This is a genomic window from Cytobacillus sp. QJM3NY_8 (assembly GCF_056173585.1).
This window is the reverse complement of the sequence record NZ_CM149681.1, coordinates 1705779-1727497: the sequence shown is the minus strand read 5'-3', so window position 1 is coordinate 1727497 and position 21719 is coordinate 1705779. Positions and strand designations below refer to the sequence as shown.

26 protein-coding genes are annotated in these 21719 nt (G+C 39.4%); 10 read left to right on the top strand and 16 right to left on the bottom strand.

Annotated features, from left to right (window positions below):
• Positions 1-44: 44 nt before the first annotated feature.
• The 5 genes from AC0VZ9_RS09070 to AC0VZ9_RS09050 all read right to left on the bottom strand — a co-directional run bounded on the left by AC0VZ9_RS09070 (position 45) and on the right by AC0VZ9_RS09050 (position 2893).
• Positions 45-1544: an MDR family MFS transporter gene (locus AC0VZ9_RS09070; RefSeq protein ID WP_009330995.1), complete on the bottom strand. Its 1500-nt coding sequence runs from the start codon at positions 1542-1544 to the stop codon at positions 45-47.
• A gap of 145 nt (positions 1545-1689) precedes the next feature.
• Entirely contained in the window at positions 1690-2136 is a 447-nt protein-coding gene (gene cbpB, locus AC0VZ9_RS09065) for a cyclic-di-AMP-binding protein CbpB (protein WP_009330996.1), read from the bottom strand.
• A 71-nt stretch (positions 2137-2207) separates the two neighbouring features.
• Positions 2208-2351, bottom strand: a complete 144-nt coding sequence (locus AC0VZ9_RS09060; protein ID WP_019381665.1) for a hypothetical protein — start codon at positions 2349-2351, stop codon at positions 2208-2210.
• Between the two features lie 51 nt (positions 2352-2402).
• A complete protein-coding gene (locus tag AC0VZ9_RS09055) occupies positions 2403-2552 on the bottom strand; it encodes a hypothetical protein (RefSeq protein ID WP_019381664.1) in 150 nt (49 codons plus the stop codon).
• 104 nt (positions 2553-2656) lie between these two features.
• The gene (locus AC0VZ9_RS09050) at positions 2657-2893 is read right to left on the bottom strand and encodes a YkuJ family protein (protein ID WP_019381663.1); all 237 of its coding nucleotides are present in this window, start codon (positions 2891-2893) and stop codon (positions 2657-2659) included.
• Positions 2894-3077: 184 nt separating this feature from the next.
• Between AC0VZ9_RS09050 and AC0VZ9_RS09045 the strand changes: the two genes are divergently transcribed.
• Together AC0VZ9_RS09045 and AC0VZ9_RS09040 are read left to right on the top strand one after the other, a co-directional pair.
• Positions 3078-4028, top strand: a complete 951-nt coding sequence (locus tag AC0VZ9_RS09045; RefSeq protein WP_019381662.1) for an MBL fold metallo-hydrolase — start codon at positions 3078-3080, stop codon at positions 4026-4028.
• Between the two features lie 59 nt (positions 4029-4087).
• Complete coding sequence (locus AC0VZ9_RS09040; protein WP_009330999.1) at positions 4088-4330, top strand: glutaredoxin family protein; 243 nt, start codon at positions 4088-4090, stop codon at positions 4328-4330.
• 85 nt (positions 4331-4415) lie between these two features.
• On the opposite strand, the gene AC0VZ9_RS09035 is transcribed toward AC0VZ9_RS09040, so the two are convergent.
• From AC0VZ9_RS09035 to AC0VZ9_RS09025, 3 genes are all read right to left on the bottom strand, one after another.
• Positions 4416-5123, bottom strand: a complete 708-nt coding sequence (locus AC0VZ9_RS09035) for a DUF3993 domain-containing protein (protein ID WP_019381661.1) — start codon at positions 5121-5123, stop codon at positions 4416-4418.
• Between the two features lie 255 nt (positions 5124-5378).
• The gene (locus AC0VZ9_RS09030; RefSeq protein WP_019381660.1) at positions 5379-5618 is read right to left on the bottom strand and encodes a hypothetical protein; all 240 of its coding nucleotides are present in this window, start codon (positions 5616-5618) and stop codon (positions 5379-5381) included.
• 78 nt (positions 5619-5696) lie between these two features.
• On the bottom strand, positions 5697-6914 hold the full coding sequence (locus AC0VZ9_RS09025; RefSeq protein ID WP_009331002.1) for an EAL domain-containing protein: 1218 nt from the start codon (positions 6912-6914) through the stop codon (positions 5697-5699).
• A 180-nt stretch (positions 6915-7094) separates the two neighbouring features.
• Between AC0VZ9_RS09025 and AC0VZ9_RS09020 the strand changes: the two genes are divergently transcribed.
• On the top strand, positions 7095-7877 hold the full coding sequence (locus tag AC0VZ9_RS09020) for a C39 family peptidase (RefSeq protein WP_009331003.1): 783 nt from the start codon (positions 7095-7097) through the stop codon (positions 7875-7877).
• A 44-nt stretch (positions 7878-7921) separates the two neighbouring features.
• On the opposite strand, the gene fadH is transcribed toward AC0VZ9_RS09020, so the two are convergent.
• Positions 7922-8686 (bottom strand): 2,4-dienoyl-CoA reductase, encoded by a 765-nt coding sequence (fadH, locus tag AC0VZ9_RS09015; RefSeq protein WP_009331004.1) that lies wholly within the window; start codon positions 8684-8686, stop codon positions 7922-7924.
• Between the two features lie 248 nt (positions 8687-8934).
• Between fadH and AC0VZ9_RS09010 the strand changes: the two genes are divergently transcribed.
• The 5 genes from AC0VZ9_RS09010 to AC0VZ9_RS08990 all read left to right on the top strand — a co-directional run bounded on the left by AC0VZ9_RS09010 (position 8935) and on the right by AC0VZ9_RS08990 (position 13018).
• A complete protein-coding gene (locus AC0VZ9_RS09010) occupies positions 8935-9810 on the top strand; it encodes a metallophosphoesterase (RefSeq protein ID WP_019381659.1) in 876 nt (291 codons plus the stop codon).
• A gap of 124 nt (positions 9811-9934) precedes the next feature.
• The gene (locus AC0VZ9_RS09005; RefSeq protein WP_475397277.1) at positions 9935-10432 is read left to right on the top strand and encodes a L,D-transpeptidase family protein; all 498 of its coding nucleotides are present in this window, start codon (positions 9935-9937) and stop codon (positions 10430-10432) included.
• Between the two features lie 136 nt (positions 10433-10568).
• Positions 10569-11183 carry a helix-turn-helix transcriptional regulator gene (locus AC0VZ9_RS09000; RefSeq protein WP_009331007.1) on the top strand — a complete coding sequence of 205 codons (615 nt, stop codon included), beginning with the start codon at positions 10569-10571 and terminating at the stop codon, positions 11181-11183.
• Positions 11180-12454, top strand: coding sequence for an MFS transporter (locus tag AC0VZ9_RS08995; RefSeq protein ID WP_009331008.1), 1275 nt, complete (start codon positions 11180-11182; stop codon positions 12452-12454). The genes AC0VZ9_RS09000 and AC0VZ9_RS08995 overlap by 4 nt, the downstream gene beginning before the upstream one ends.
• 96 nt (positions 12455-12550) lie before the next feature.
• Positions 12551-13018: a YkyB family protein gene (locus AC0VZ9_RS08990; RefSeq protein WP_009331009.1), complete on the top strand. Its 468-nt coding sequence runs from the start codon at positions 12551-12553 to the stop codon at positions 13016-13018.
• A 383-nt stretch (positions 13019-13401) separates the two neighbouring features.
• Here AC0VZ9_RS08990 and AC0VZ9_RS08985 read toward each other — a convergent pair whose 3' ends face one another.
• The 4 genes from AC0VZ9_RS08985 to AC0VZ9_RS08970 all read right to left on the bottom strand — a co-directional run bounded on the left by AC0VZ9_RS08985 (position 13402) and on the right by AC0VZ9_RS08970 (position 17685).
• Positions 13402-14307 carry a chemotaxis protein gene (locus AC0VZ9_RS08985; protein WP_009331010.1) on the bottom strand — a complete coding sequence of 302 codons (906 nt, stop codon included), beginning with the start codon at positions 14305-14307 and terminating at the stop codon, positions 13402-13404.
• 269 nt (positions 14308-14576) lie between these two features.
• Complete coding sequence (locus tag AC0VZ9_RS08980) at positions 14577-15896, bottom strand: MFS transporter (protein WP_009331011.1); 1320 nt, start codon at positions 15894-15896, stop codon at positions 14577-14579.
• A gap of 390 nt (positions 15897-16286) precedes the next feature.
• Positions 16287-16751, bottom strand: coding sequence for a DinB family protein (locus AC0VZ9_RS08975; RefSeq protein ID WP_019381656.1), 465 nt, complete (start codon positions 16749-16751; stop codon positions 16287-16289).
• A gap of 394 nt (positions 16752-17145) precedes the next feature.
• Positions 17146-17685 (bottom strand): RDD family protein, encoded by a 540-nt coding sequence (locus tag AC0VZ9_RS08970; RefSeq protein WP_019381654.1) that lies wholly within the window; start codon positions 17683-17685, stop codon positions 17146-17148.
• Positions 17686-17962: 277 nt separating this feature from the next.
• Here AC0VZ9_RS08970 and AC0VZ9_RS08965 point away from each other — a divergent pair, with 277 nt between their 5' ends.
• Positions 17963-18166: a hypothetical protein gene (locus tag AC0VZ9_RS08965; protein ID WP_009331014.1), complete on the top strand. Its 204-nt coding sequence runs from the start codon at positions 17963-17965 to the stop codon at positions 18164-18166.
• Between the two features lie 109 nt (positions 18167-18275).
• Positions 18276-19427, top strand: coding sequence for an aminotransferase A (locus AC0VZ9_RS08960; RefSeq protein WP_009331015.1), 1152 nt, complete (start codon positions 18276-18278; stop codon positions 19425-19427).
• Positions 19428-19547: 120 nt separating this feature from the next.
• Here the strand turns inward: AC0VZ9_RS08960 and AC0VZ9_RS08955 are convergent, their stop codons facing one another.
• From AC0VZ9_RS08955 to AC0VZ9_RS08945, 3 genes are all read right to left on the bottom strand, one after another.
• Complete coding sequence (locus AC0VZ9_RS08955; protein ID WP_009331016.1) at positions 19548-19727, bottom strand: hypothetical protein; 180 nt, start codon at positions 19725-19727, stop codon at positions 19548-19550.
• 74 nt (positions 19728-19801) lie between these two features.
• Positions 19802-20680, bottom strand: a complete 879-nt coding sequence (locus AC0VZ9_RS08950) for an NAD(P)-dependent oxidoreductase (RefSeq protein ID WP_009331017.1) — start codon at positions 20678-20680, stop codon at positions 19802-19804.
• A 194-nt stretch (positions 20681-20874) separates the two neighbouring features.
• The gene (locus AC0VZ9_RS08945) at positions 20875-21336 is read right to left on the bottom strand and encodes a hypothetical protein (RefSeq protein WP_009331018.1); all 462 of its coding nucleotides are present in this window, start codon (positions 21334-21336) and stop codon (positions 20875-20877) included.
• Positions 21337-21719 lie beyond the last annotated feature (383 nt).

Below are 21719 nucleotides of genomic sequence, written 5' to 3'. Positions count from 1 at the left end.
AATATAAAAATCTCTGCAAATTAAATGCAGAGATCTCTTGCCGTTTAATCGGCAGCTTCCTTTTCATGCTTTGGCAGAGCAATTACCAGTAAGAAACTTATAACAGCAAATAATAGTACCGCATAATACACTGAATGAAGTGAAATGGTGAGACCATTTTGCAGGATTTCCTTCACTCCCGTATTCAGGCTGTTTCTCGCTTCTTCATTTAAAAGTACATTTGCTGAATCTAAAGATAGGCTGGAATCTATGCCTTCACCATTATTCTGTATATATGATTTTATCTGGCTGTTCAGAATCCCGCCCAGCAAGGCTGCTCCTATAGTGTTGCCAAGATTTCTCATAAACATATTGGCAGCAGTAGCTATTCCTCTTTGCTTCCATTCCACTGTACTCTGAATGGATACAATAAAAGCAGTGCTAGTTAATCCCATGCCGGCCCCGACCAGAAAGCTTCCAGCCGCCGCCCATACAGGTCCTGCTTCAGGAGTGAGTGTGACAAATAATATGCTCCCTGCAATTAAGAATACTCCCCCTATTACAGAGGTGCTTCTAAAACCAATTTTCAAAAGAAGCTTGCCTGCAGCTGCAGAAGCTATTGGCCAACCTATCGACATGGTCGTAAGTGTAAAACCTGCAACAATCGGCGACCTTTCCATCACACCCTGGACAAATGCCGGCAGAAAACTGGAAATCCCTATCAGCATCACACCAGTTGTCAGTGAAGCTAAATTAGCAATTAAAATCGGTTTTTCCTTCCAAATATTAAAAGGCATCATCGGCTCTGCAGCTTTTTGTTCCTGCAGGATAAATAAAATAAAGGAAATCACACTAACCGCTATAAGGCTGATTGCTTCGATGGAATTCCATGCCCAATTTGTTCCTCCCTCAACAAGCACAAACATCAGAGATGAGATGGAAACCGTTAATAGCACAGCCCCTGCATAATCGATCTGATGCTTTTTTCTTTCCACATTCTCATGAAGGAAGAGCCATAAGCCTGCTATAGCCATAATGCCAAGCGGAATGTTCACCCAAAAAACATATCGCCAGCTGACGAATTCAACTAGAAGCCCTCCTATTGCAGGACCCATTATGGCTGAAATACCCCATACGCTTGATAAATAACCCTGAACCTGTGCCCTTTCCTCTTTTGTATAGATATCCCCGACTATGGTGGTTGCTATCGGCATGACTGCTCCAGCTCCAACCCCCTGGATTAATCGGAAAATGATCAGTGCTGTCATCGATTCAGCAAAACCGCATAAAATGGAACCAATTAAAAATATGATAATCCCGAATGTCAAAACGGGCTTCCGCCCAAATAAGTCTGAGAGCTTGCCATAAATTAAAACAGTCACAGCATTCATTAACAGATAAGCTGAAAACACCCAGCTATATAAAGCAAATCCGCCTAAATCCCCTACAATGGCAGGCATTGCGGTTGAAACAATGGTTGCCTCTATAGCTCCCATAAACATGGCAAGCATAACTGAAGCAAGCACAAAAGGCTTTTTCGTAACTTTTCTCTTTCCTTCCGGCATTTTTTTATGTAAAGTCTGACTCAAGCATTTCCCCTCCAAAATGAATAAAAACATGAATAACGCCTGCAAGTAGCGGAAATAAATACACCGGTACTCTCATCATTGAAAATAAAGCAAGCTCCCACTGCTGGGAGCTGAATGATGTTTATCGCTTATTTAATCGTCTGATGTGCTTATTTAATTGATCCAAAACTGTTCTGCGAGTCAGTATTCCCTCAAAGTAGCCTTCCTTGTTTTCTATACATATAAAGGGATGGTCAACTAAAAGCTCGATCGATTGCTGTATAGAGGACTCAGCATCAAGCCGCGGGATATTTCTGTTCATAGCCTCTTCAACCCTTTTTTGCTCCAGCTGCTCAAATTCGATCCGCTCTAGCCCGAGAATAGAATCCATGATTATGGGTGTGCTGATTAAGCCCTGCAGCTTATATTGCGGGTCTAGTACAGGTATTGCTGTATATCCGCTTTTTGTTAACACTAAGAGGGCATGCTCCAGGTTATTGCCAACCTGTACATGTGCTACCCGTTCAGAAGGAATCATGAAATCACTTATGTTAAATTCTAAAAATTCCTCGCTATGGAGACTGATCATCGCCGAAAACTCCTCAAAAATTAGTTATACTTCTTACCCATTTTATCATAGTCTCCGGCATTTTGCCCCTATTAACCTTTGCTCGTTTGAATGTCTTTTACTTCATAGCCGCAGTCAGGACAGCGAAAAATAACATTTTGATTGGACTGTGCGGTTAAAACGGCATCGATGTCTTTTTCAGCCATGCATCCTGGACATGTTACAATTGGCATCATTCTGCTTCACCTCAAATCAAAGGGTCCTTTATTACTTATTGTTCTCAATACCTATTTTTTCGAGTCCTTATTATCTTTTAAAATTTCTTTCATTTCTTCAAGAGTTTTCCTGATCCGGATTACTTCTTTTTTTGTATTAATTAAATCTGCAAGCAAAAGAAGAACTGTAAAAAACAGCAAAATCATGAGCAGATAATACATTTCACACCTCTGGAAGATTGATATTTCATATTATAGCACGCTTTTTCTTCAAGCTGTTTTTAATAAGAAAAGAGGCCCAAAAGGCCCCTTATGTATATGGTGGATTATTGAATCAAATCGAAAATTTCGATCGTAATCATATCAATGTTGTCGAATTGATATCTTTTTGGCTTTTCTTTATCGTAATATACTTCCAGTTCAAATGTTTCATTTTTCGGATGAAAAGTTACCTGGCATTTCCTTTCACCATTCACCTCAAAAAATCTTTGCATTGGCTCTCCGCCTGTTGCTTGTTCCTGTAAGCTCTTTAAGCGTGTTAATATACCTTGAAGCTGTGACATGCTCTCTCTCCTTTCCAAAACAAAACCCATAATTCTACATTTAGGTTTCTCTTTTGGCATGTTTCTATCCTAAAGAAATAAATTCAGAATATTCAAGCTCGATGCTTTACATACCAATATTAACAGAATAAAATATTGTCAGGTGTTTGTACAAGCAAAAGCTTTATAAAGGATGTGATTTTTTTTGGCAAAACCTGAAAAATTAGCGGAAAATCTATATTTAATTGACGATTTTGATCTTTCACTGGAAAAACGTACCGGTACATATGTCTTAACAGAGGAAAAGCTGACTTTGATTGAAACTTCCGCAAGCCCTTCAATTCCCTACATACTGGAAGGGCTAAGCCAGCTTCACATTCGGCCTGAGGAAGTTGAGTATATCATCGTTACCCATATTCATCTTGACCATGCAGGCGGCACAGGCCTTTTACTAACCCATTGTCCGAATGCAAAGGTTATTGTCCACCCGAAAGGCGGCAGGCACTTAGCAGATCCTTCACGCTTAATTGCTGGTGCAAAAGCTGTTTACGGAGATAAATTTGATGGACTGTTTAATCCTATTTTGCCTGTTCGAGAGGATAAAATTATCACAAAAGAACATGAAGAAGAGCTTAAAATAGGACCAAATTGCACTCTGAAATTTTTTCATTCACCTGGGCACGCTAATCACCACTTCAGTATCTTTCATCCTGCTTTAAATGGAATGTTCACAGGAGACACGGCTGGTGTATCTTATCCTCAATTAAAAGAAAATGGAATTGAAATGTATCTGCCCTCAACTTCACCAAACCAATTCGATCCAGGCAAAATGCTCGAATCCATTGGCATGTATGAAAAAATGGATCTTGATTTTATTTTCTTTGGCCATTATGGAATGAGTACAAACCCAAAAGAGGTCTACAGGCAAATTAAGGATTGGCTTAAGATATTCCTCCATACAGGCAGAATTGCCGTATCTGAAGGCGGTTCTATTGATCAGCAGACACAGGCAGCGCAAGCCATGCTTGAAGAAAAAATTAAAGCCAATCTAAATGGCAGAGGCATCCCATCTGACCACCCTGTATATAAGATCCTTTCTGTGGATATCGCTGTCTGCTCTATGGGATTGATAGATTATATGCAAAAAACAAACTGATTGCTTACTTTAATATCCTGCATTATGATGGAATAACAAAAAACTCAGGGGGAAGCACTTTGAAAGAAATTGTTTTATACACACAGCCGGATTGTCCGCCCTGTGAGATTACGAAGATGTTTTTGAATGAAAAAGGATATATTTATACGATAAAAGATATTAAAAAAGATGCAGCAGCCCACAAAGAGCTGACCAGACAATATAAATCTTTTTCCACTCCAACAATTGTCATCGGAGATACTGTCATTAGGGGATTTGACCTGGAAAGACTGCAATCTGTATTAGATGATGGCATAAAGTGAAACTTCAATTGCATGGATCTCCTGCCTGTCAGGCTGCAATAATAAAAATAGGAGCTTAAAAGCTAAGCTTTTAAGCTCCTATCATCTAATTGGATGCCAGCTGCCCGTTTAATTCCTGATGTTCAAATAAAGCAATTATACCTTGTTTATTATCTGTTAAAACCATACTTCCGGAACGAAACAAAGCGTCGAATGGATTCAGCAGGAAACCGAATTGATACGACGGTTTGTTAATCCAATTTGGATTTTCAGGTGTTTTAAATGAGCTTTGTGTTGCTGCTTCTTCATTACTCTCGGCTTTCTTTAAAATTTTCTCGGGTATATTTTCACCCAGGAATTTGGCGACTTTAAATTCCCCTTCTTGTTCCACAAGTAAAAGTCCCTCATAGTGACCTTCGTATTCTACTGGGCCTTCATTATTTTCCGGAAAGTATTCATACACATAAATTTTGCTTCCTTCTTTAACTACTTTTGTACTATCTGAATACGTAAAGAAGGGAATGTAATATGCAGCAGCATCAGATCCAAGGGTAAAATACTTGCCATTCTCTGAAACAAGGTTTTCATTCAGAAATTCAGCTTTAGGCTCTTCAGAAAAATATGGGTCAAGCAATTCATCGACTTCCTTCATGCTTCGCTCTTCCTCGCTCAGCGAAACCTGTGTATGAAATGCATTTTGCAAGAATTTGTATACCTCTTGGTTATTGTTAAGGCTCTCGGCATTTGTATGGGAAGGAATCGCTGCTGCCATGACTGCAATTGTTATAATAATTCCTGCTAAGTGCTTGTACATTCCACTCTCCCTTTCTTAATCGTTTACTATTGTGTACCATCAATTTTACCAGCAAATAAAGCTGCTGTTGCCGGTTTTCGCACCCGAAATTCTCTTACGTTTTGACATAATAATTCTTTTCTTGTTATGAATCTACCCGAATTGACAAAGAATTAACGCAATAAGCGGAAAAGTGTATATAAATAATGATGTAAATATTGTTAATCAGCAGCAAGTACCCATTTCAATAAAAAAAGACCCTGCCTATGAGGGTCTTTACCAATTCCATGTAAGTGCAAAATAGATAATCATAACAAGAACAATTCCAAAGAAAATCACATACGTTAGAAAAATCGGATTTCTAATATATGCATGCTTCTGAACATTATCCGGCAATTCTGCATCAATATCGCCCTTTACGGCTTTTCGCTCTTTTGCAACAAACAAAGTGTAAACTAAGGAGTATCCAAGGATACCCACTCCAATTAGTAAAATGATCAATGTGTACATGCTCATGTCTAATCTCTCCTCAAGGAAAGTTCTACACTTACATTTCCTCAAATTAAGATTGTTTATACTTTTAAAATTTTATGCTTATAATAACCCATCATGGTTGTATAAAAATTCATACGATAGATCCACAAATAAGTAATCATTGGTATTAAGCGGAAAGGAAAACGTCCTGATTGTTTCACCTGTCTCAATATCAGTATACAAATCAGAGAGGATGCCTTTTTTATTTATTCGCATTTTCATGATATTTTCAAGAAAGTATGGCCTCCAGCTCCAGTTTTTGTGAAGATATTCTTCCTGGGTTATCCATTCCCCATCCCGTTTGAAGTAATTCGCAGATTTCTGGAATCCATCTTCATCGCAAATATACAGGCGAAAAGCTGCACCATCCAGAAGAACCGCAATCTGCTCCAAGGTTTCTTCATATACAAAAACCTTTTTATTTTTATTTGCAAAATCAATCATCTTTTCGTTGAACTCAAGTGTAACCTGATACAAGGACTCCAGTTTTTTCTTTTCATGTACAATAAACCGATGGCATTCACTTCGAAATTTTTCCTTTAAAATATCTCTATCAGTGAAATTTTCAGCCGGTTTTTGCAAATAATAACCTTGATAATAACGGCCTCCATTTTTCCAGGCAAACTGAAGCTGGTAAACCATTTCAATATTTTCAAAAAGCATGCTCGCTCCTATTTTCCTGGCAAGCATGGATAAAGAATAGAGGATATCATTAAAATTATAAGCAGAAGCATTTGATTTCATGGACTCCAGATCCACCTTTAAAATGTCGGGAGCCAATTGCCCGATCCTATCGAGATGACTGCTTTCATTTCCAAGTTTATCTATTGCTAATTTAATTCCATAAGTCCTGTAATAATTCAATAGATGGTCCAGATGGTCAATATCTCCCTTATAATTCCGTTCTGTAATTTCCAATACAATCCTGTCAAGGCTTATTCCTTGTTTTTCATATTCCTGGAGGGTATTTAAAAATTGTTCCCCGTCATTATACATGAGCAAGTCAGCATCCCTGTTGACAAAAAGCAAAATATCCTTATCCAGGTCCCGGGCCTTATCCAAAGCCTTTTTTAATACTTCATAATCTACTTCAATCCGGTATTCTTCAGGAATATTCTCATCCTGGAAGAACGGCCCCAGACTACTTATAACTCCATCAGATCCTCTATATCGGCCTAAAACCTCATAACCAATGACACGATGCTCATCTGCACTGAATATTGGCTGGAAATAAGGAAATACATTATCCAAATCTGTAAGGATATCCAATGCATCCATGTCCTAGCCTCCCTATGTATATTAATGAGTTATTATACCATATTCGCTTAAAACTTTTACTATTCAAAATATAGATTCCACTTTTTGATAAAACAGCATTGTTTGGCAAAAGCTTTGCATCATATTGCCGCGCCTTCTCTCACAAGCTAATATCAGGACATCAAAGAAAGAGGGTATTTCATGAGAAATCTCCTATTTATATCCCTTCTTATTCCTTTGCTTGGCTGCGGCCATTCAGAACCTGCCAGTCCTTTGCAAAAGCCTGACATGGCCTCAAAAGATCTGGATGCACAAATACCAGTAAAGGCAAAGAAGGTACAGCAGAAAGCAACAGCCCAATCTCCGAAAACTCCTGCGGCTGTGAAAAAGGAATCTGTCATCATTGATGTTCCACTAATCAGACAAAACCCCGAATTGAAGTATGGATGCGAAGTAACCAGCCTGACAATGGTCCTGCGGCATGCAGGTGTGCAAGTAGGGAAAATGGATTTGTATAATGCAGTAAAGAAAGATAATGATCCGCTGATACGTTCAAAAGGCGATATTTTAAAATGGGGTAATCCAGCAGAAGGATTTGTAGGAGATATGACCGGGACAAGTGCAGGCTACGCTGTTTTTGATAAACCAATTGAAGAATTAGTGAATAAATATCTTCCCGGAAGAGCCGTAAATTTATCCGGCCAAAATTTTGAAGCGATTCTTATGCATGTATCCAAGGGATATCCTGCTGTGGTCTGGACAACAGGAGATTATAGGCTTCCTGACCGCTGGGAGTCCTGGACTCACTCCGGCAAAACCATTAAAACTCCTTTAGATCTTCATGCAGTCGTATTGGTAGGCTATGATGAACAGTTTGTAATTCTAAACGATCCCCTCTCAGGGAAAAAACAGGTGAAGGTTTCTAAAGAACGATTCATCTCATCATGGAAAGCATTGCAATCCAGAGCAGTAAGTTACCAATAGAAATGGCAACCGGCTGAAATTAATTCAGCCGGTATTCATAAGCATTAAAATGGAAATTGATTCAGCCACTGTCCTCCATCCATAGTGATGCACTCCCCATTAATATAACCTGCATGCTCAGAGAAAAGGAAGAATGCCAATTCTGCGATTTCTTCCGGCTTACCGAGCCTGCCAAGGGGCACACTTTGGAGTGTCCTGTTTGCAGCTTCTTCTGATTCCCAAAGCCTGTCAGCCCCTCCTGTCCTTTCAATCGGACCTGGGGCTATTGCATTCACTCTAATTCCGTATTTTCTTCCCCATTCTACAGCCAAGGTTCTTGTCATGGATAATACACCTGCTTTTGCTGCTGCCGAGTGTATAACACCCGCTCCAGCATCCCATGCATATGTAGCCACCATATTAATGATGCTTCCCTTAACTCCTTTTTCAATCCAGTGTTTACCGACTTCACTCGAACAATAAAAGGTTCCATTCAAGACAATATTAATAACAGAATTCCATCCATTTGCACTCAAGCTCTCTGCAGGGCATATAAAATTTCCCGCTGCATTATTAACAAGGAAATCAACTTGTCCAAATACATTTAGTGTTTCGTTGAGCATATGTTTAACATGTTCAATTTCACGGACATCCATTTGAATTGTCAAAACTTGACCCTGGAAGGTTTGAATTTCAGCTTTTGCTGTCTCGAGGCGTTCCGGATTCCTTCCTGTTATCACCACATTCGCTCCGGCTTCAGCAAACCTCTTTGCCATATATTTTCCCATACCGCTGGAACCGCCAGTAACAATGACTGTTTTATTCTTCATTCTAATTCCCCTCTCAAAAAATGAATGATCATTCATTTATATTTTACCATTAAATATAGAATTTTCGAATTATTATTTACAAATTAATTAATAATTTTAAGGAAAATGAAGGATAAAAAACAAGCATAGTTATTTCTTCTTTTTAATAGGATAGTTTGATAGTATTAAAGATACTGCTATGAGAAGCATTGCCTTTACTCATGCTCAATACTTCAAAAAAAATTTTAATAGATAGGTTGGTATGCTAAATGCCGGAAAAAGTGTCCAGAAGATCTTTTTTAAAAAGAGCTCTCGGCTTTTTTGCTGCTGTTTTTGGTATTAGTGCAGGCGGCTATTATTATGCACGGGATATTGAGCCGCGGCTCTTGGAAATCACAAACTACAAAATTTCTGACAACGCTATTCCACAAGCGTTCCATAATAAAAAAATCATCCAATTCAGCGATACCCATTTAGGATTTCATTATGACCTGAAACAGCTTGAAAAATTGATTGAAAAGATAAACAGCTTGAAGCCTGATATTGTCTTCTTTACAGGTGATCTGATGGATGAACCCAACAAATATAAAGAGGCAAACCAAATCGCCCCCCTCCTGAAAAGGATTCAGGCGCCGCTTGGAAGGTTTGCTATTTATGGAAACCATGATCACGGGGGCTATGGTTCTGATATCTATAAATCTATTATGGAAGAATCCGGGTTTATTCTTTTGCTGAATGAAAATCGGAAAATCGAGTTTTCCGGAAGCAGCATCCAGATTATCGGCATTGACGATGCCATGCTCGGCAAACCGGACATAAAGCTTGCCAGCGGAAGTCTGGACGATTCTTCCTATAACATTTTATTGTCCCATGCACCGGATTTAGCAGATGAAGCCTCAGCTTTCAACATCAATCTGCAGTTGAGCGGCCATAGTCATGGAGGACAAATAAAACTGCCGTTCATTGGAGCGTTAGTTAAACCGCCGCATGCTGAAAGATACTATGAAGGCTTCTATGAAATCGGCAGCCAACGCCCTTTAACTCTTTATGTAAACAGAGGGCTTGGTACAACCCGGCTGCCCTTCCGGTTTTTATCCAAACCTGAACTGACGGTATTTACCCTACAATCAAACAGCGGGAATTAAAGGAAAGCACACCTTTGCAGCTTTCCTTTTTTTGCTGCCTTCGTGACACAATTTATTCAATAAGTTACAAGATCATTTTTGCAGGCATATATTTGAATAGACCTTTCAGAAAGAGGTGATTGTTATGTACCATATAGTAAAACCTGGTGAGACATTGTCTGTAATCGCAAAGAATTACCGCCGCCCTTTAAGCGAGCTTCTGGGGGCAAACCCTTCCATTGTAAACCCAGGCCTGATCTATCCCGGCCAGCGATTAGTAATACCAGGGCTGCCGGAACCAGATTCCATTCCGTATACCATCATTGTTTCAAGAGGTAAAAGAAGCTTAACTCTTTTATATAACGGTTCCATTCAAAAAGTGTACCCCATTGCCGTCGGAAAAATGCTGACACAGACCCCAATTGGAGAGTTTGTTATTGTGAACAGAGAACCTAATCCCGGCGGCCCATATGGTGTCATGTGGCTTTCCCTGTCGAAAGCCGGCTATGGAATTCACGGAACTAATAATCCTTCCTCAATTGGCCAATCTGTTTCCCAAGGCTGTATACGCATGTATAACCAGGATGTGCTCGAATTGTCACGCATAGTGCCAAATGGCACCAGGGTACGGATACAGCCTTAGCTGTTACTTACAATCGTCCTTTCAACAAAACTTTCGCTGAAAAATTGCGAAAGTTTTTATTTTTTAGTTGATATTTTTTTAAACACAACATATCATATTGATATATCAGCATGATACATTGAAAGGAGTTTTATAATTGTCTATAGAACATACCATTCTTGCTGTACTAAGCTTTTGGCCCAGCACAGGATATAATATTAAATCTGAATTTGAACACAAAGCTGCTGGCCTTTATTGGGGAATGAGCTATGGGAGCATTTACCCGAAATTAAAAAAGCTGGAGGAAGAAGGATTTATCTATGCAATCGAGCAGGAAGATGAAGGAAGAAAGAAAAAAATGTATGAGCTCACTGCAAAAGGCTGGAAAGAGTTTGAGAACTGGCTGAAGATTCCTCCTTCTTTCCCGGTTATTAAAGATGAATTGCTAATGAAAATGTCAACATGGCATGAAGATATGGATAATGAAGTGTTAATTAGCCATTTATTAAAAAGAAAAGAAGAAACCTCTGATATTCTAAAATTTGTACAAGAATGGCCGCGAAATGGATACTCCTATGTCAGCAAGCTTGGCTGCCTCTCTATTCGATATGCAGAAATGAAGCTGGAAACAGAAATTAAATGGATTGAAGAATCAATTGAAGCGCTGCAAAATAATAATCTGCCAGATGGCCAGGACCCTCATGGCAATACTGAAAAGCTGCTAAACAGGCGAAGGAGGGCCATTGGCGGGGATAAGGGGAATTGCCAATGAAACCCGGCATTTTTAAACCACTCAAGCTGAAATCCTTTCGCTCTCTATTTGGTGCCCAGTTATTTTCCGATTTGGGTAACTGGCTCGATTTTATTGCTTTGCAGGTTATTGTCGCTTATCACTGGGGGCTTGATGAAACGGCAATTGCCTCTGTTATTATTGTTCTCGGCCTTCCCTGGGTCATTATCGGTCCATTTGCAAGTGTATTTGTGGATAGATTACCGAAAAAAGCTGTTATGATCGTTTGCCTCCTTTTAAGAATTGTCTTTGTCGGAGGCTTGTTTTACGCTCCCAACCTATACATTCTGCTATTATTTGTCTTTTTAAAGGGAACCGTATCAGCCCTTTACGACCCGGCAAGGCAGAGTGCTATCCGGATGATTGTACCTGACAGCATGCTGCCTGAAGCAGTAACTCTAAGCCAGCTTTCAGTCAATACCATGAAAATTGCCGGGCCAGCATTAGGCGGAGGGATAATAGCAGTTTTCGGACCAAAAAGCCCCTTTCTATTTGAAGCAGCAGGATTCATTGCAGCCATTGTTTTCCTTCTATTTCTTCCCAGCTTAACTTCTTTTGAGGAATCAGATAAAAGAATGGCAGAAGACTATACTGTCAAAACAAGTTATTGGAAAGAATTTTCAGAGGGCATAAAACATATTTTCCACACTCCCCTTTTAAGGGTCTCAATTATTCTTTCTTCTGCAGCATTTTTCATCATTTTCCTTTATGATGGGTTATTTATTTTTATTGCAAAGCAGATTGGATTTAATGAGGGCAATTTTGGATTACTGATCAGTGCAGTGGGAGCAGGCAGTGTTGCTGGCTCACTTTTGCTGGGCCATTGGACAGGGTGGAACCGAAAACCCGTCCATTTAATGAGTTCTTCGGCCATATTAAGCGGCACTTTTATTGTAGCTGTTGGACTTGGAGGCTTAGGTCTTCTTAATTTCCCTCCACTGGTCTGGATAATCGGTGCATGTCTATTAGGTCTTTTAGGAGCTGGAGAATCTGTTCCTTACGGCTATGTGCTCCAATCTGAAACACCAAAGCAAATGATGGGCAGAGTTTCGGCTGCCGCCATGTCCCTGCAGACTTTTTCCATGCTTATTGCACCTGCTGCAGGAGCTCTTCTTGCAAAACAGCTAGGTGCCTCTTTTGTTATGATTGGCGCTGGCTTGGCAACAACATTATTAGGTTCATCAATGCTGATGGTTATATGGAAAAAGTCAGGATCCTTACAACCTATAAGCAGAAAGCAGCTGGATGGATAAGCTTTTTTATTAAAAGCCTTATCCAAGTTGGTTTTATTGACTAAAAAGGGTATAATATTGTTTATACCCCTTTATAATTTGAAAGGAGATTGGAAATTGAATTCTGATAAGAAACAATATCCCCATCTGCAACCAACGGTTGAAAACCTCTCTCAAGCCATCTTCACCGTTAACCGCCATGCAAAGACAGCACCAAACCCTAAATTTTTGTATAAATTAAAGCACGATGCACTTCAAAAGTTAATTAGAGAAGGAAAAGCCCAGAAAGCAGGCCTTCACTATTCTGGCAATCCAAAAAACAGCCAGCAGCAGTCAGATGTTCTCGTAAAATGCGGGAATTATTCTTTCCATCTTCCGCCTTCTAAAGAGGATTTCTCAGAGCTTCCCCATTTGGGCAAACTCGATTCCTTCGTCAGAAATCCAAAATCTTCTCTATCTCTTAATGCGGCGAAAAAATTGCTTATGTCATATACAGGGCTAAAAGAGCTTAATAGCAAGCCAAATGCAAAAAAGCACCGCTATGAAAAACCTGTATTTAAGAAATTAGGAGAAAGTTACTTTTAATCAAGAAAAGCGCAAGCGCCTTCGGAACAAGCCGAAACCGCTTGTTCCTGCGAAGAACATCCAAGGAAGCTTTCCCTAGGTGCTCACCCCCGAAAAGCCTAAGACGGGCCTCATGGAAAGGCGTCCTTTGCCTTTTTAGGAGGATTGCCGAAATGTGGAGGCGGCTGCACAGGGACGACAAGCATGAGACGAGCCATGCAAGAAGGTGTTCTTTCCTTCTGGAAGGGTTTGGCTAGGCTTTCGTCCCTAGGAGCCGCAACTAGACAGGCTTGTGACCTCGAGGGGGCAGGCGCTGGAGCTAGACAATTATCAAAGTTCAAAGTTATACTTTCTTACCTAACAAGAAAAAGCTGGAGTATTCCAGCTTTTTCTTTGTGGTGGTTCTATAATGCATACTGATCTATCAAAAGCACCAATTCTGCAATTTCAGGCTTGCTCACCTGCGCATTGGCTCCAACCATCTGACCCTTGTGGCGAAGATCTTCGGTAATCAATGAAGAAAAAATAATAACTGGAATTTTTGCAAGCACAGGATGATCTTTAACTTTTTTAGTAAGGTGATGCCCATCCATTTGCGGCATTTCGATATCAGTGATCATGATTTGCACTTCCTCAGTGACATCACGCCCCGACTCGGCTAAGGAATGCAAATATCTATAAGCATCGTATCCATTTTCAAAGAATTCAATTTGACAAAAGCCAGCTTCATTTAAAGTATCATTCAAAAGCTTTCTTAGGAGTGGAGAGTCTTCAGCAATAAGCAGCTTCTTGTCAGACCTTTCACGCTTTCCAAGTTTCTGCACCTTCTGGATGCTAATCCCTGAATCAGGATTTATCTCAGTGACCATTTTTTCAAAATCAAGGAGCAGCACCATCTCATCCTCAAGCTTTATGATTCCGATAATCTGGCTTTCCTGACCCTGATACATTTCAGAAGGCTTCTCAATTTGGTTCCAGGAAATGCGGTGAATTTTTGAAACATTATGAACATGAAAAACAATTTTCTGCTGATTAAACTCTGTCACAATAAACTTATCCTGCTGAGGGCTTTCTGAGGCCGGCATATTTAATGATGATGCTACATCCACTACTGGAAGAACCTCTCCCCTCAGTTCAATGATCCCTTCAATATTACGATGAGAATGCGGGACAGGAATGACAGGGACAGGATTAATAATTTCCTTCACTTTAATAACATTAATCCCAAATTTATTCCTTCCTATTGAGAATTCAACAATCTCCAGTTCATTCGTTCCGCTTTCCAGTAAAATGCCTTTTTTCTGTTCCACTTTTTTCGCCCTTCCTTTTTCATATGCTTATATCTAAGTTCGCGGCTCCTGTTTGTAAGACACTTGTTTTATGAGCAGCAAGACACCGAATATGAATTATGAATCTTTTTCTCTATTAATATACCATGAATGGATAAAATTTCTTATAAAAATTTCAGTTCATTATGAAAAAAGTCCTTATTTCTGAGACTGGAAGTCAGCTGCTTTGCTAAAACAAGAAAAAGCAAGCCATTGGCGGCTTGCTTCTTACATGCGATACAGATGCATACCTATTCAGGAATGCTGTCATCCTTAATTTTTGAATGAACAAGCAGTCCAATTATAGTTAATATCATCAATGAACCTAAAGCAAGTCTGCTTGCCAGGTTTCCATAGCTGGCAAAGATCAAAGTAATGCTTCCATAAATAACGGGTCCGATTATGGAAGATACTTTCCCTGAAAATGCAAACAAACCAAAAAACTGCCCTCTTTTATCTTCTGGAGTCAATTCCACAATATAAGTCCTTGTGGTAACCCACATGGACCCCAGAGCGACGCCAAACATGCTGCCCGCAATCCAAAACATGATTTCATTGACAGCCCCAACAGCAATTGCCAGAGCAACAAGAAGAAGGATCCCAACGTATTTAACCGCTTTGTTGGGCCCTTTCGCCTTGGTAATATATCCAAATACAAAAGAACCAATTATACTGGACACCGTTGAAGCAAGATATAGCAAAATGAATTGGCCAGTTGAAAAGCCGACAATGGTTTTTGCGTAAACAGCCATCATGGCAATCGTTGTGGCAATTGCATCATTTAAAAAAAAATAGGCAATCATGAAAGTGAAAATCGCCTTATAATGTTTCATATCTTTAAAGGTCTGCCAAATTTCCTTATAGCCTGATAAAAATTTTTGTTTTTCTTTTGCCTGGTAAGGCTTATCTTTTACAAAGAAAAACAGCGGCAAAGAAAACAGCAGAAATAATATAGCAGTTGGTATAAAAGATTCGTGAAAACCGTCATCTCCTACAAATAAATAAACTGTCAGCCCTACAAGGGTTCCGATATAGCCAACAGCCACTCCAAAGCCTGAAATCAGCGGTATATCCTGCTTTGTTCCCAAATCGGAAATCATGGCATCGTAAAAAACCAGACTGGAATGGAAAAAAAACTTTGCAATAATAAAACATATAATAACGAGTGCAAGATAAACTGGAAGCCCAAATATTTTCCCGCTAATCTGGCTTGATGCAAAAACCCCCATTAAAATGGTCGCCATTACAGTAATAAGCGTAAAGATTACTATATATTTCTTTTTTCTTCCTGTCCTGTCTATCATAACCCCAAACAATGGAGAGAACAGGACAAGAAAAAAGCTTGCCAGCGCATTTGAATAAGAAATAAAGGTGCTCGCTATCTGATTCAAAACTTCATTCTCTCCTATTACTTCCTGCAGGTAAAAAGGAAAGAAAATGGTATTAATATTTGAGGAAAAAATAGTATTCGCAAAATCGTAAAGTGCCCATGATACAATGGGCAATGTCATATACAGCCGCCAGGAATTGAAATTCCCCTGTTTCTGCAGCTCCGTTTTTTCTATTTCCATGTCATCAGCTCCTTCAGGTAAAAAATACCTTAATCCTTATTCAAGACCTTTCTTTAAAACCCTTTTATTTTACCAAATTTTATTCAATGCAACATTTTTGAAATTTTTATGAATATTCAGATAAGTTTGTTATGCAATAATGGCAGAAATTAATTTAAAGAGGGGAAAAGCGAAAAGAAATGAACAAAAAGCAATTAATTTGTGAAGGCCAAAACAGGGGAGGAGTTAAATGAACAGGCAGAATCTTCCCGTATTGCCGCAATGATGGTGCCTTCTTTTTTGGGCATTTTGTTTTATTGAGTGCATCATCCCGATCAGGAGCCTCTGCCTGTTTTGCTGCATGACGTTATAGCATCTTACTTTACAGTAAAATCGGACTGCCAGCCTGTGTTATACACTGATGCCGGCTGCATGCATTATTTGCTTTTTATGGTGAATGTCATGTTCTATAAAGTCTGCAAAATAATCGCGCACAGTTAAGCTGGTGCCGCCGATTTTAAAAGCTGTATCCAGTTTTTCTTCTGACATGCCTTGAAGCATCTGAAGAAATTGACTCCGTACTGATAAAAGTTCTTCAATAATCTCTAATTGTGCATGCTTTTTAGCGTATTCTCCTGCAGCGTCATTCACACTTTGAAAATCAGGATAGTTCTCAAGTACTGCACCCTCTTTAAAAAATGGAAAACGCTGTTCAAGAGAATATTTATCCCAAAATAACAGATGGGCAACTACTGCCGCAACCGGCCATTTTCCATCCGAGACAGGCTTTACCCAATTTTCACGGCCAAGATCTTTTATCGACTCAAGCCATACAGAATATGATTCGTAGTGAGTAACAATATCTTGCTTCTTCATTTTCATCCTCCCTTCCTAAAAATATATTCTGCATGCAGATAATAAATCCTTCCTATTGCTGACCCCAAAAAAAGCTGCGTTGCAACTCAGTTGCCCAGCAGCTTAATTAAGAATTATTATTGGTCTATCTGCATAGAATACCGTTTTGCTTATGAATACTGCCCGTTGATTTCAGCATGGGACATTCAGCGAACCCGAGGGGAGGAATGAGAGCCTCCTTGGCTCCGTCTGCGGGGATTCCCTCACTTCCCGCAGGACCTTGATTAAGCTTCATTGTATGAATCCCGCACGAAGGTATGCGTCAGCATTTTCGAGGATCAAGTGCCCACAGCGAAGATCAACTCGTTTTTTAAACTTATTATTCAGTAATAAAGTAACTACTTTACCAAATACCTTATTTTTTTAATACGACTGTGCTTGCAATTAAATCATGCAATGCCTGTTTTTTCTCTGTAAAGGCCGCAATGATATAGCCAATAAGGAAAATTCCAGACAGAATGGCCATGGCCAAATATCTTCCAAGCGCCCTCCAGAAAGAAATACGGTTACCATTTAAGTCAGTCACTTTTAATCCCAGCAGCTTTTTGCCCACAGTTCCCTGCCATTTGGATGCGTGCAGGCCTGCAAAATAGGCAACAGCAACGACAAGATTGACAAGAAAGGTTACTCCAAGTGCGCCAAAATAAGATCCCATGAATGCAAAAGCTTCTTCATTGGTCATTTCTGTTTCCATATAAGATGGGTCGCTTATCATCGTATTAAAAGCGTCAGAAGTGCCAAAGAAAATCATAAAGATAACAATGCTTAGAATTGTAAGCGGAATTCCAACAATAATAGAATCGATTAAATAGGCCGCAAATCGGAGCCAGAACCCGCCATACTCCTCATATTCCTTAGTGCTTTCATAAGGCTGCTTCTCTAAAGATGTCTCCACTTTAAAACCTCCTTTATTTATTCAGCTGGAAAACTAACAAACTAAAAATGCAGTTTCCACTATCTACTAATGTTAATCTCTAAATGAATTATATTCAACTATTTGTAAATTTTTACACTCATTTATTTTTTACAAAAATTCCTCTAAAACGTTTTCATCTTGACTTTTTTGTGAACAGTCTTATAACAGTGTAGACACTGTTTTTACCAAGTCATAAAATAAGTTTGTAAAGCTGAAAGTAAGTTTTACATAAATTAAAAAAGAGGTGCGATCAGGCATGAAAGGTACAGCAATCCTTTACCATGATGAACATAAAGTTACAATCCTGGAAAATGTGGAGCATTCTGTGTTTGAGGAAATGAAAGATCAATGCGGCGACAAACATTGCCGATGCCATATAGAAAATAAAGTAATCGATTTTGGTGCTGTATCCCCGGTATTATGGCATGAAGACGAAGTCGATTGGGATTACGGATACTAATTTTATTTTTGGAGGCTCTGAATAGAATTCAGAGCCTGTTTTATTTTTTTCTGTTTGCTCCCGCATCAAAGTGATAGAATATACATTATGATTATGCGAGGTGAACACATTGGAACATTTAATTAACCAAAGAGTGAAGGACATTGAAATTTCCGGAATCAGAAAGTTTTTCAATATGGTTGCCGGCACCAGGGACATGATTTCTCTTACAATTGGACAGCCTGATTTCCCGACGCCATTACATGTTAAAGAAGCAGCTAAACAGGCAATCGACGAGAACTTTACCTCCTATACACACAATGCGGGCGATATTCGATTGCGGGAAGCTGCAGCTTCTTTTGTAAAAACAAAATATAACCTTACATATAACCCTGAACTAGAAGTCATTGTGACATCGGGGGCAAGTGAAGCTATCGATATTGCATTCCGTACAATTCTGGATGAAGGATCGGAAGTAATTCTGCCTGGTCCTGTTTATCCCGGTTATGAGCCAATCATAAAGCTTTGCGGTTCAGTTCCGGTACATACTGATATTTCCAGAAACAAGTTTAGATTTACTGCGGATTTAATTGCAAAACATATGAGTGATAAAACAAGGTGTATTGTTCTTCCATATCCTTCGAACCCGACAGGTGTCAGTCTGAGTTTGGAGGAGCTTGAGGAAATTGCTGCTCTTGTTAAAGGCAAAGATATCTTTATCCTTGCTGATGAAATTTACAGCGAACTGATCTATGATCAAACACACCACTCAATCGCCTCCCTTTTGCGGGAGCAAACTATAGTAATTAATGGACTTTCAAAATCCCATTCAATGACAGGCTGGCGCATTGGTCTTTTATTCGCACCGGAAAACCTGGCTAAACATATCTTGAAGGTGCATCAGTATAATGTGACATGTGCAGCTTCTGTCTCCCAAATGGCAGCTCTTGATGCGCTGACAACAGGAATCAACGACGCCCTGCCAATGAGGAATGAATATGCCAAACGCCGTGATTATGTATATGAACGATTAATACAAATGAACCTGGATGTAGTCAAACCGGATGGTGCATTTTATTTTTTCATAAAAATACCAGATGTATCAATGAACTCCTTTGAATTTGCCCTTTCTCTCGTTAAACAAGCAGGAGTTGCAGTAGTTCCAGGCAGTGCATTCTCCTCATATGGAGAAGGTTATTTCCGGATTTCCTTTGCATATTCCATGGATACATTAAAAGAAGGGCTTGACCGGATTGAAAAGTATCTGGAGGGTATATTGTAGCGAATCACTCAGTCAATAGCGCCATTTTCCTTTTTAGTAGGAATGGCGCTGTTTGTATATTCATTGCTTCTAATTTCAATCAAAGCAAAAAGGCAGGCTTCCTGCCTGCCTTTATCACCCTTACTGCCCCTGATAGTGCCCGTTGTTTTTTGATGCTTTTTCCTTTTTGGCTTTATCCTTATGAATTTTATTTGTGTCAGCACTTCCAAATTCGTGGGAGAATTCAGAATCAATGACAGCGGAATCGAAGCCTTTTTTGTTCTTTTGCTGAGGATCGTTTTTCTTATTTTTTTTAGCCACCTGTCTAACCCCCTTTTCACTTTCATTATTAGTTTGAAGTGAAAAAGGGGGCTTTATTCATTAACGGGCGCAAATTACTTATCCCAATATTTATATAACGCCTGTGTACCGCTGTTTTCTTCCCCTTTTTCAGAAAGCTCGGCATACATTTTTTTTGCAAGAGCAAGCCCTGGAGTCATCATGTCCATTGCTTCTGCTTCATCTAAGGCGATATTCATGTCCTTAATAAAATGTTTTATATAAAAGCCGGGTTCAAAGTTGCCATCAATTATTCTAGGTGCAAGGTTTGATAGTGACCAGCTGCCTGCTGCACCAGATGATATGCTTTGAAGCACCGTCCTTGGATCTAAACCTGCTTTTTCAGCATAAACTACCGCTTCACACACCCCGATCATATTTGATGCAATCGCAATTTGATTACACATTTTCGTATGTTGTCCGGCTCCTGCTTTTCCTTGATAAACGATATTTGTTCCGAGAAGGTTGAAAATCGGCTCCACAGCCAGAAATGCGTCCCTGTCTCCTCCGGCCATTATTGAAAGCTTTGCATCCCTGGCGCCGATATCTCCCCCTGAAACAGGGGCATCTATTGCATGCATTCCTTTTTTGCCTGCTTCTTCGTATATCTTTTTGGCCAATGTAGGTGTCGAGGTGGTCATGTCAATTACATATGTATTTTCTCTGCCATTTGTGATAATGCCATTTTCCCCAAGATACACTTCCTCTACATCTGCCGGATAACCAACAATCGTAATTATGACATTTGCCTTCTTTGCAACTTCCAACGGCGTCTCAGCCCACTCTGCCCCATGTTTTATTAGTTCAGAAGCTTTTTCTTTGGTTCTTGTATAAACAACTAATGGATAACCTGCTTTCAGCAGATGTCCCGCCATGCTCTTGCCCATAACCCCTGTTCCCACAAAACCGATAACTGTATTTTCAGGTGAAATCAACGTACCCGCTCCCTTTAAATATCTGAATTTTTTATATTAATTCTACCATTCCTTTTCTCATATTAAAAATATTAGATGTCCCAATAAAGACAAAAGACCAGGCAAATACCTGGTCCATCCCCAATTTTATGCGCGTAATTAATATTACCCAATTTAGATAAAAACAAAACTCCTGTCATCACATTTGATTCTATTTAAAGCTGTGATGAAAAATTATTTAAGAATGCTCTAGCGATCACTACCTCCTCATTTAAGATTTCTACAGATACCGCATCTTCATTCACGATCATTTCTTCTATTTCGAAAACATGCAGGTCCTGTGTAAGAGGAATGGGATTCATAAAAATAAAGTTTCCCTTTTCATTATTGACTTCTATATATTCCCCGTCGATTATCGTGTCCTCCCCATATACAAACTCATCCGTACCCAGGGCAGCAGCCAGTTTTTCATTATGTATGGAAACTTTTACTTTGTATAATTCTTCTTCTGAAAGGATTTTATCATTAATTTTAAACCGGAACTGCAGCTCATTGTTTTTAGTCAGCAAGGCTTCAGCATGACTATTAACGATTGAGTCCTGGGGACCCTGCATGCAGCCTGACAAAGACAGGGCTAATATGGCGGTAAGGATTAGGCAAATGAGCTTTTTATTCATAAGAATTCCTCCTTTTTCATCACCTTTTCCATTCTCGCCTTAAGATAAACCCCAATTATAAAACTAAAACGTTACCTTAATTTAAGCTCACAAAATACAAAAGAAACCCTTCCGGGCTTCTTTAGTGGAGGACACGGCTTAAAAATGAGCTCTGCTTCTCATATAAGTCGTTTTTCTGCTTATCTTTAATACATCTATATCGGTCATGAAAGAGAAAGCTGATTATCATGGTAACCATTTTCCATCTCTCCTTTTTATGTTGTAGCTTTATTATAGGAGAGTTTCAGATTCCGGATAACAATCATAAGATGTGATTGCCGTCATCCTTAAGGCTGAATGGCAGTTTCGACTGGAGAAGGATAAAAAATAAACCGGCCATTATT

Bases quoted from the DNA above. Each gene is read 5' to 3' on its own strand.
- AC0VZ9_RS09070 (WP_009330995.1), bottom strand. From the start codon at position 1,544: ATGCCGGAAGGAAAGAGAAAAGTTACGAAAAAGCCTTTTGTGCTTGCT.
- AC0VZ9_RS09055 (WP_019381664.1), bottom strand. From the start codon at position 2,552: ATGTATTATCTGCTCATGATTTTGCTGTTTTTTACAGTTCTTCTTTTG.
- AC0VZ9_RS09050 (WP_019381663.1), bottom strand. From the start codon at position 2,893: ATGTCACAGCTTCAAGGTATATTAACACGCTTAAAGAGCTTACAGGAA.
- AC0VZ9_RS09025 (WP_009331002.1), bottom strand. From the start codon at position 6,914: ATGGATGCATTGGATATCCTTACAGATTTGGATAATGTATTTCCTTAT.
- AC0VZ9_RS08945 (WP_009331018.1), bottom strand. From the start codon at position 21,336: ATGAATAAAAAGCTCATTTGCCTAATCCTTACCGCCATATTAGCCCTG.
- AC0VZ9_RS08995 (WP_009331008.1), top strand. From the start codon at position 11,180: ATGAAACCCGGCATTTTTAAACCACTCAAGCTGAAATCCTTTCGCTCT.
- fadH (WP_009331004.1), bottom strand. From the start codon at position 8,686: ATGAAGAATAAAACAGTCATTGTTACTGGCGGTTCCAGCGGTATGGGA.
- AC0VZ9_RS09030 (WP_019381660.1), bottom strand. From the start codon at position 5,618: ATGAGCATGTACACATTGATCATTTTACTAATTGGAGTGGGTATCCTT.
- cbpB (WP_009330996.1), bottom strand. From the start codon at position 2,136: ATGATCAGTCTCCATAGCGAGGAATTTTTAGAATTTAACATAAGTGAT.
- AC0VZ9_RS09005 (WP_475397277.1), top strand. From the start codon at position 9,935: ATGTACCATATAGTAAAACCTGGTGAGACATTGTCTGTAATCGCAAAG.
- AC0VZ9_RS08975 (WP_019381656.1), bottom strand. From the start codon at position 16,751: ATGAAGAAGCAAGATATTGTTACTCACTACGAATCATATTCTGTATGG.
- AC0VZ9_RS08980 (WP_009331011.1), bottom strand. From the start codon at position 15,896: ATGGAAATAGAAAAAACGGAGCTGCAGAAACAGGGGAATTTCAATTCC.
- AC0VZ9_RS09010 (WP_019381659.1), top strand. From the start codon at position 8,935: ATGCCGGAAAAAGTGTCCAGAAGATCTTTTTTAAAAAGAGCTCTCGGC.
- AC0VZ9_RS08965 (WP_009331014.1), top strand. From the start codon at position 17,963: ATGAAAGGTACAGCAATCCTTTACCATGATGAACATAAAGTTACAATC.
- AC0VZ9_RS09060 (WP_019381665.1), bottom strand. From the start codon at position 2,351: ATGATGCCAATTGTAACATGTCCAGGATGCATGGCTGAAAAAGACATC.
- AC0VZ9_RS09035 (WP_019381661.1), bottom strand. From the start codon at position 5,123: ATGTACAAGCACTTAGCAGGAATTATTATAACAATTGCAGTCATGGCA.
- AC0VZ9_RS09020 (WP_009331003.1), top strand. From the start codon at position 7,095: ATGAGAAATCTCCTATTTATATCCCTTCTTATTCCTTTGCTTGGCTGC.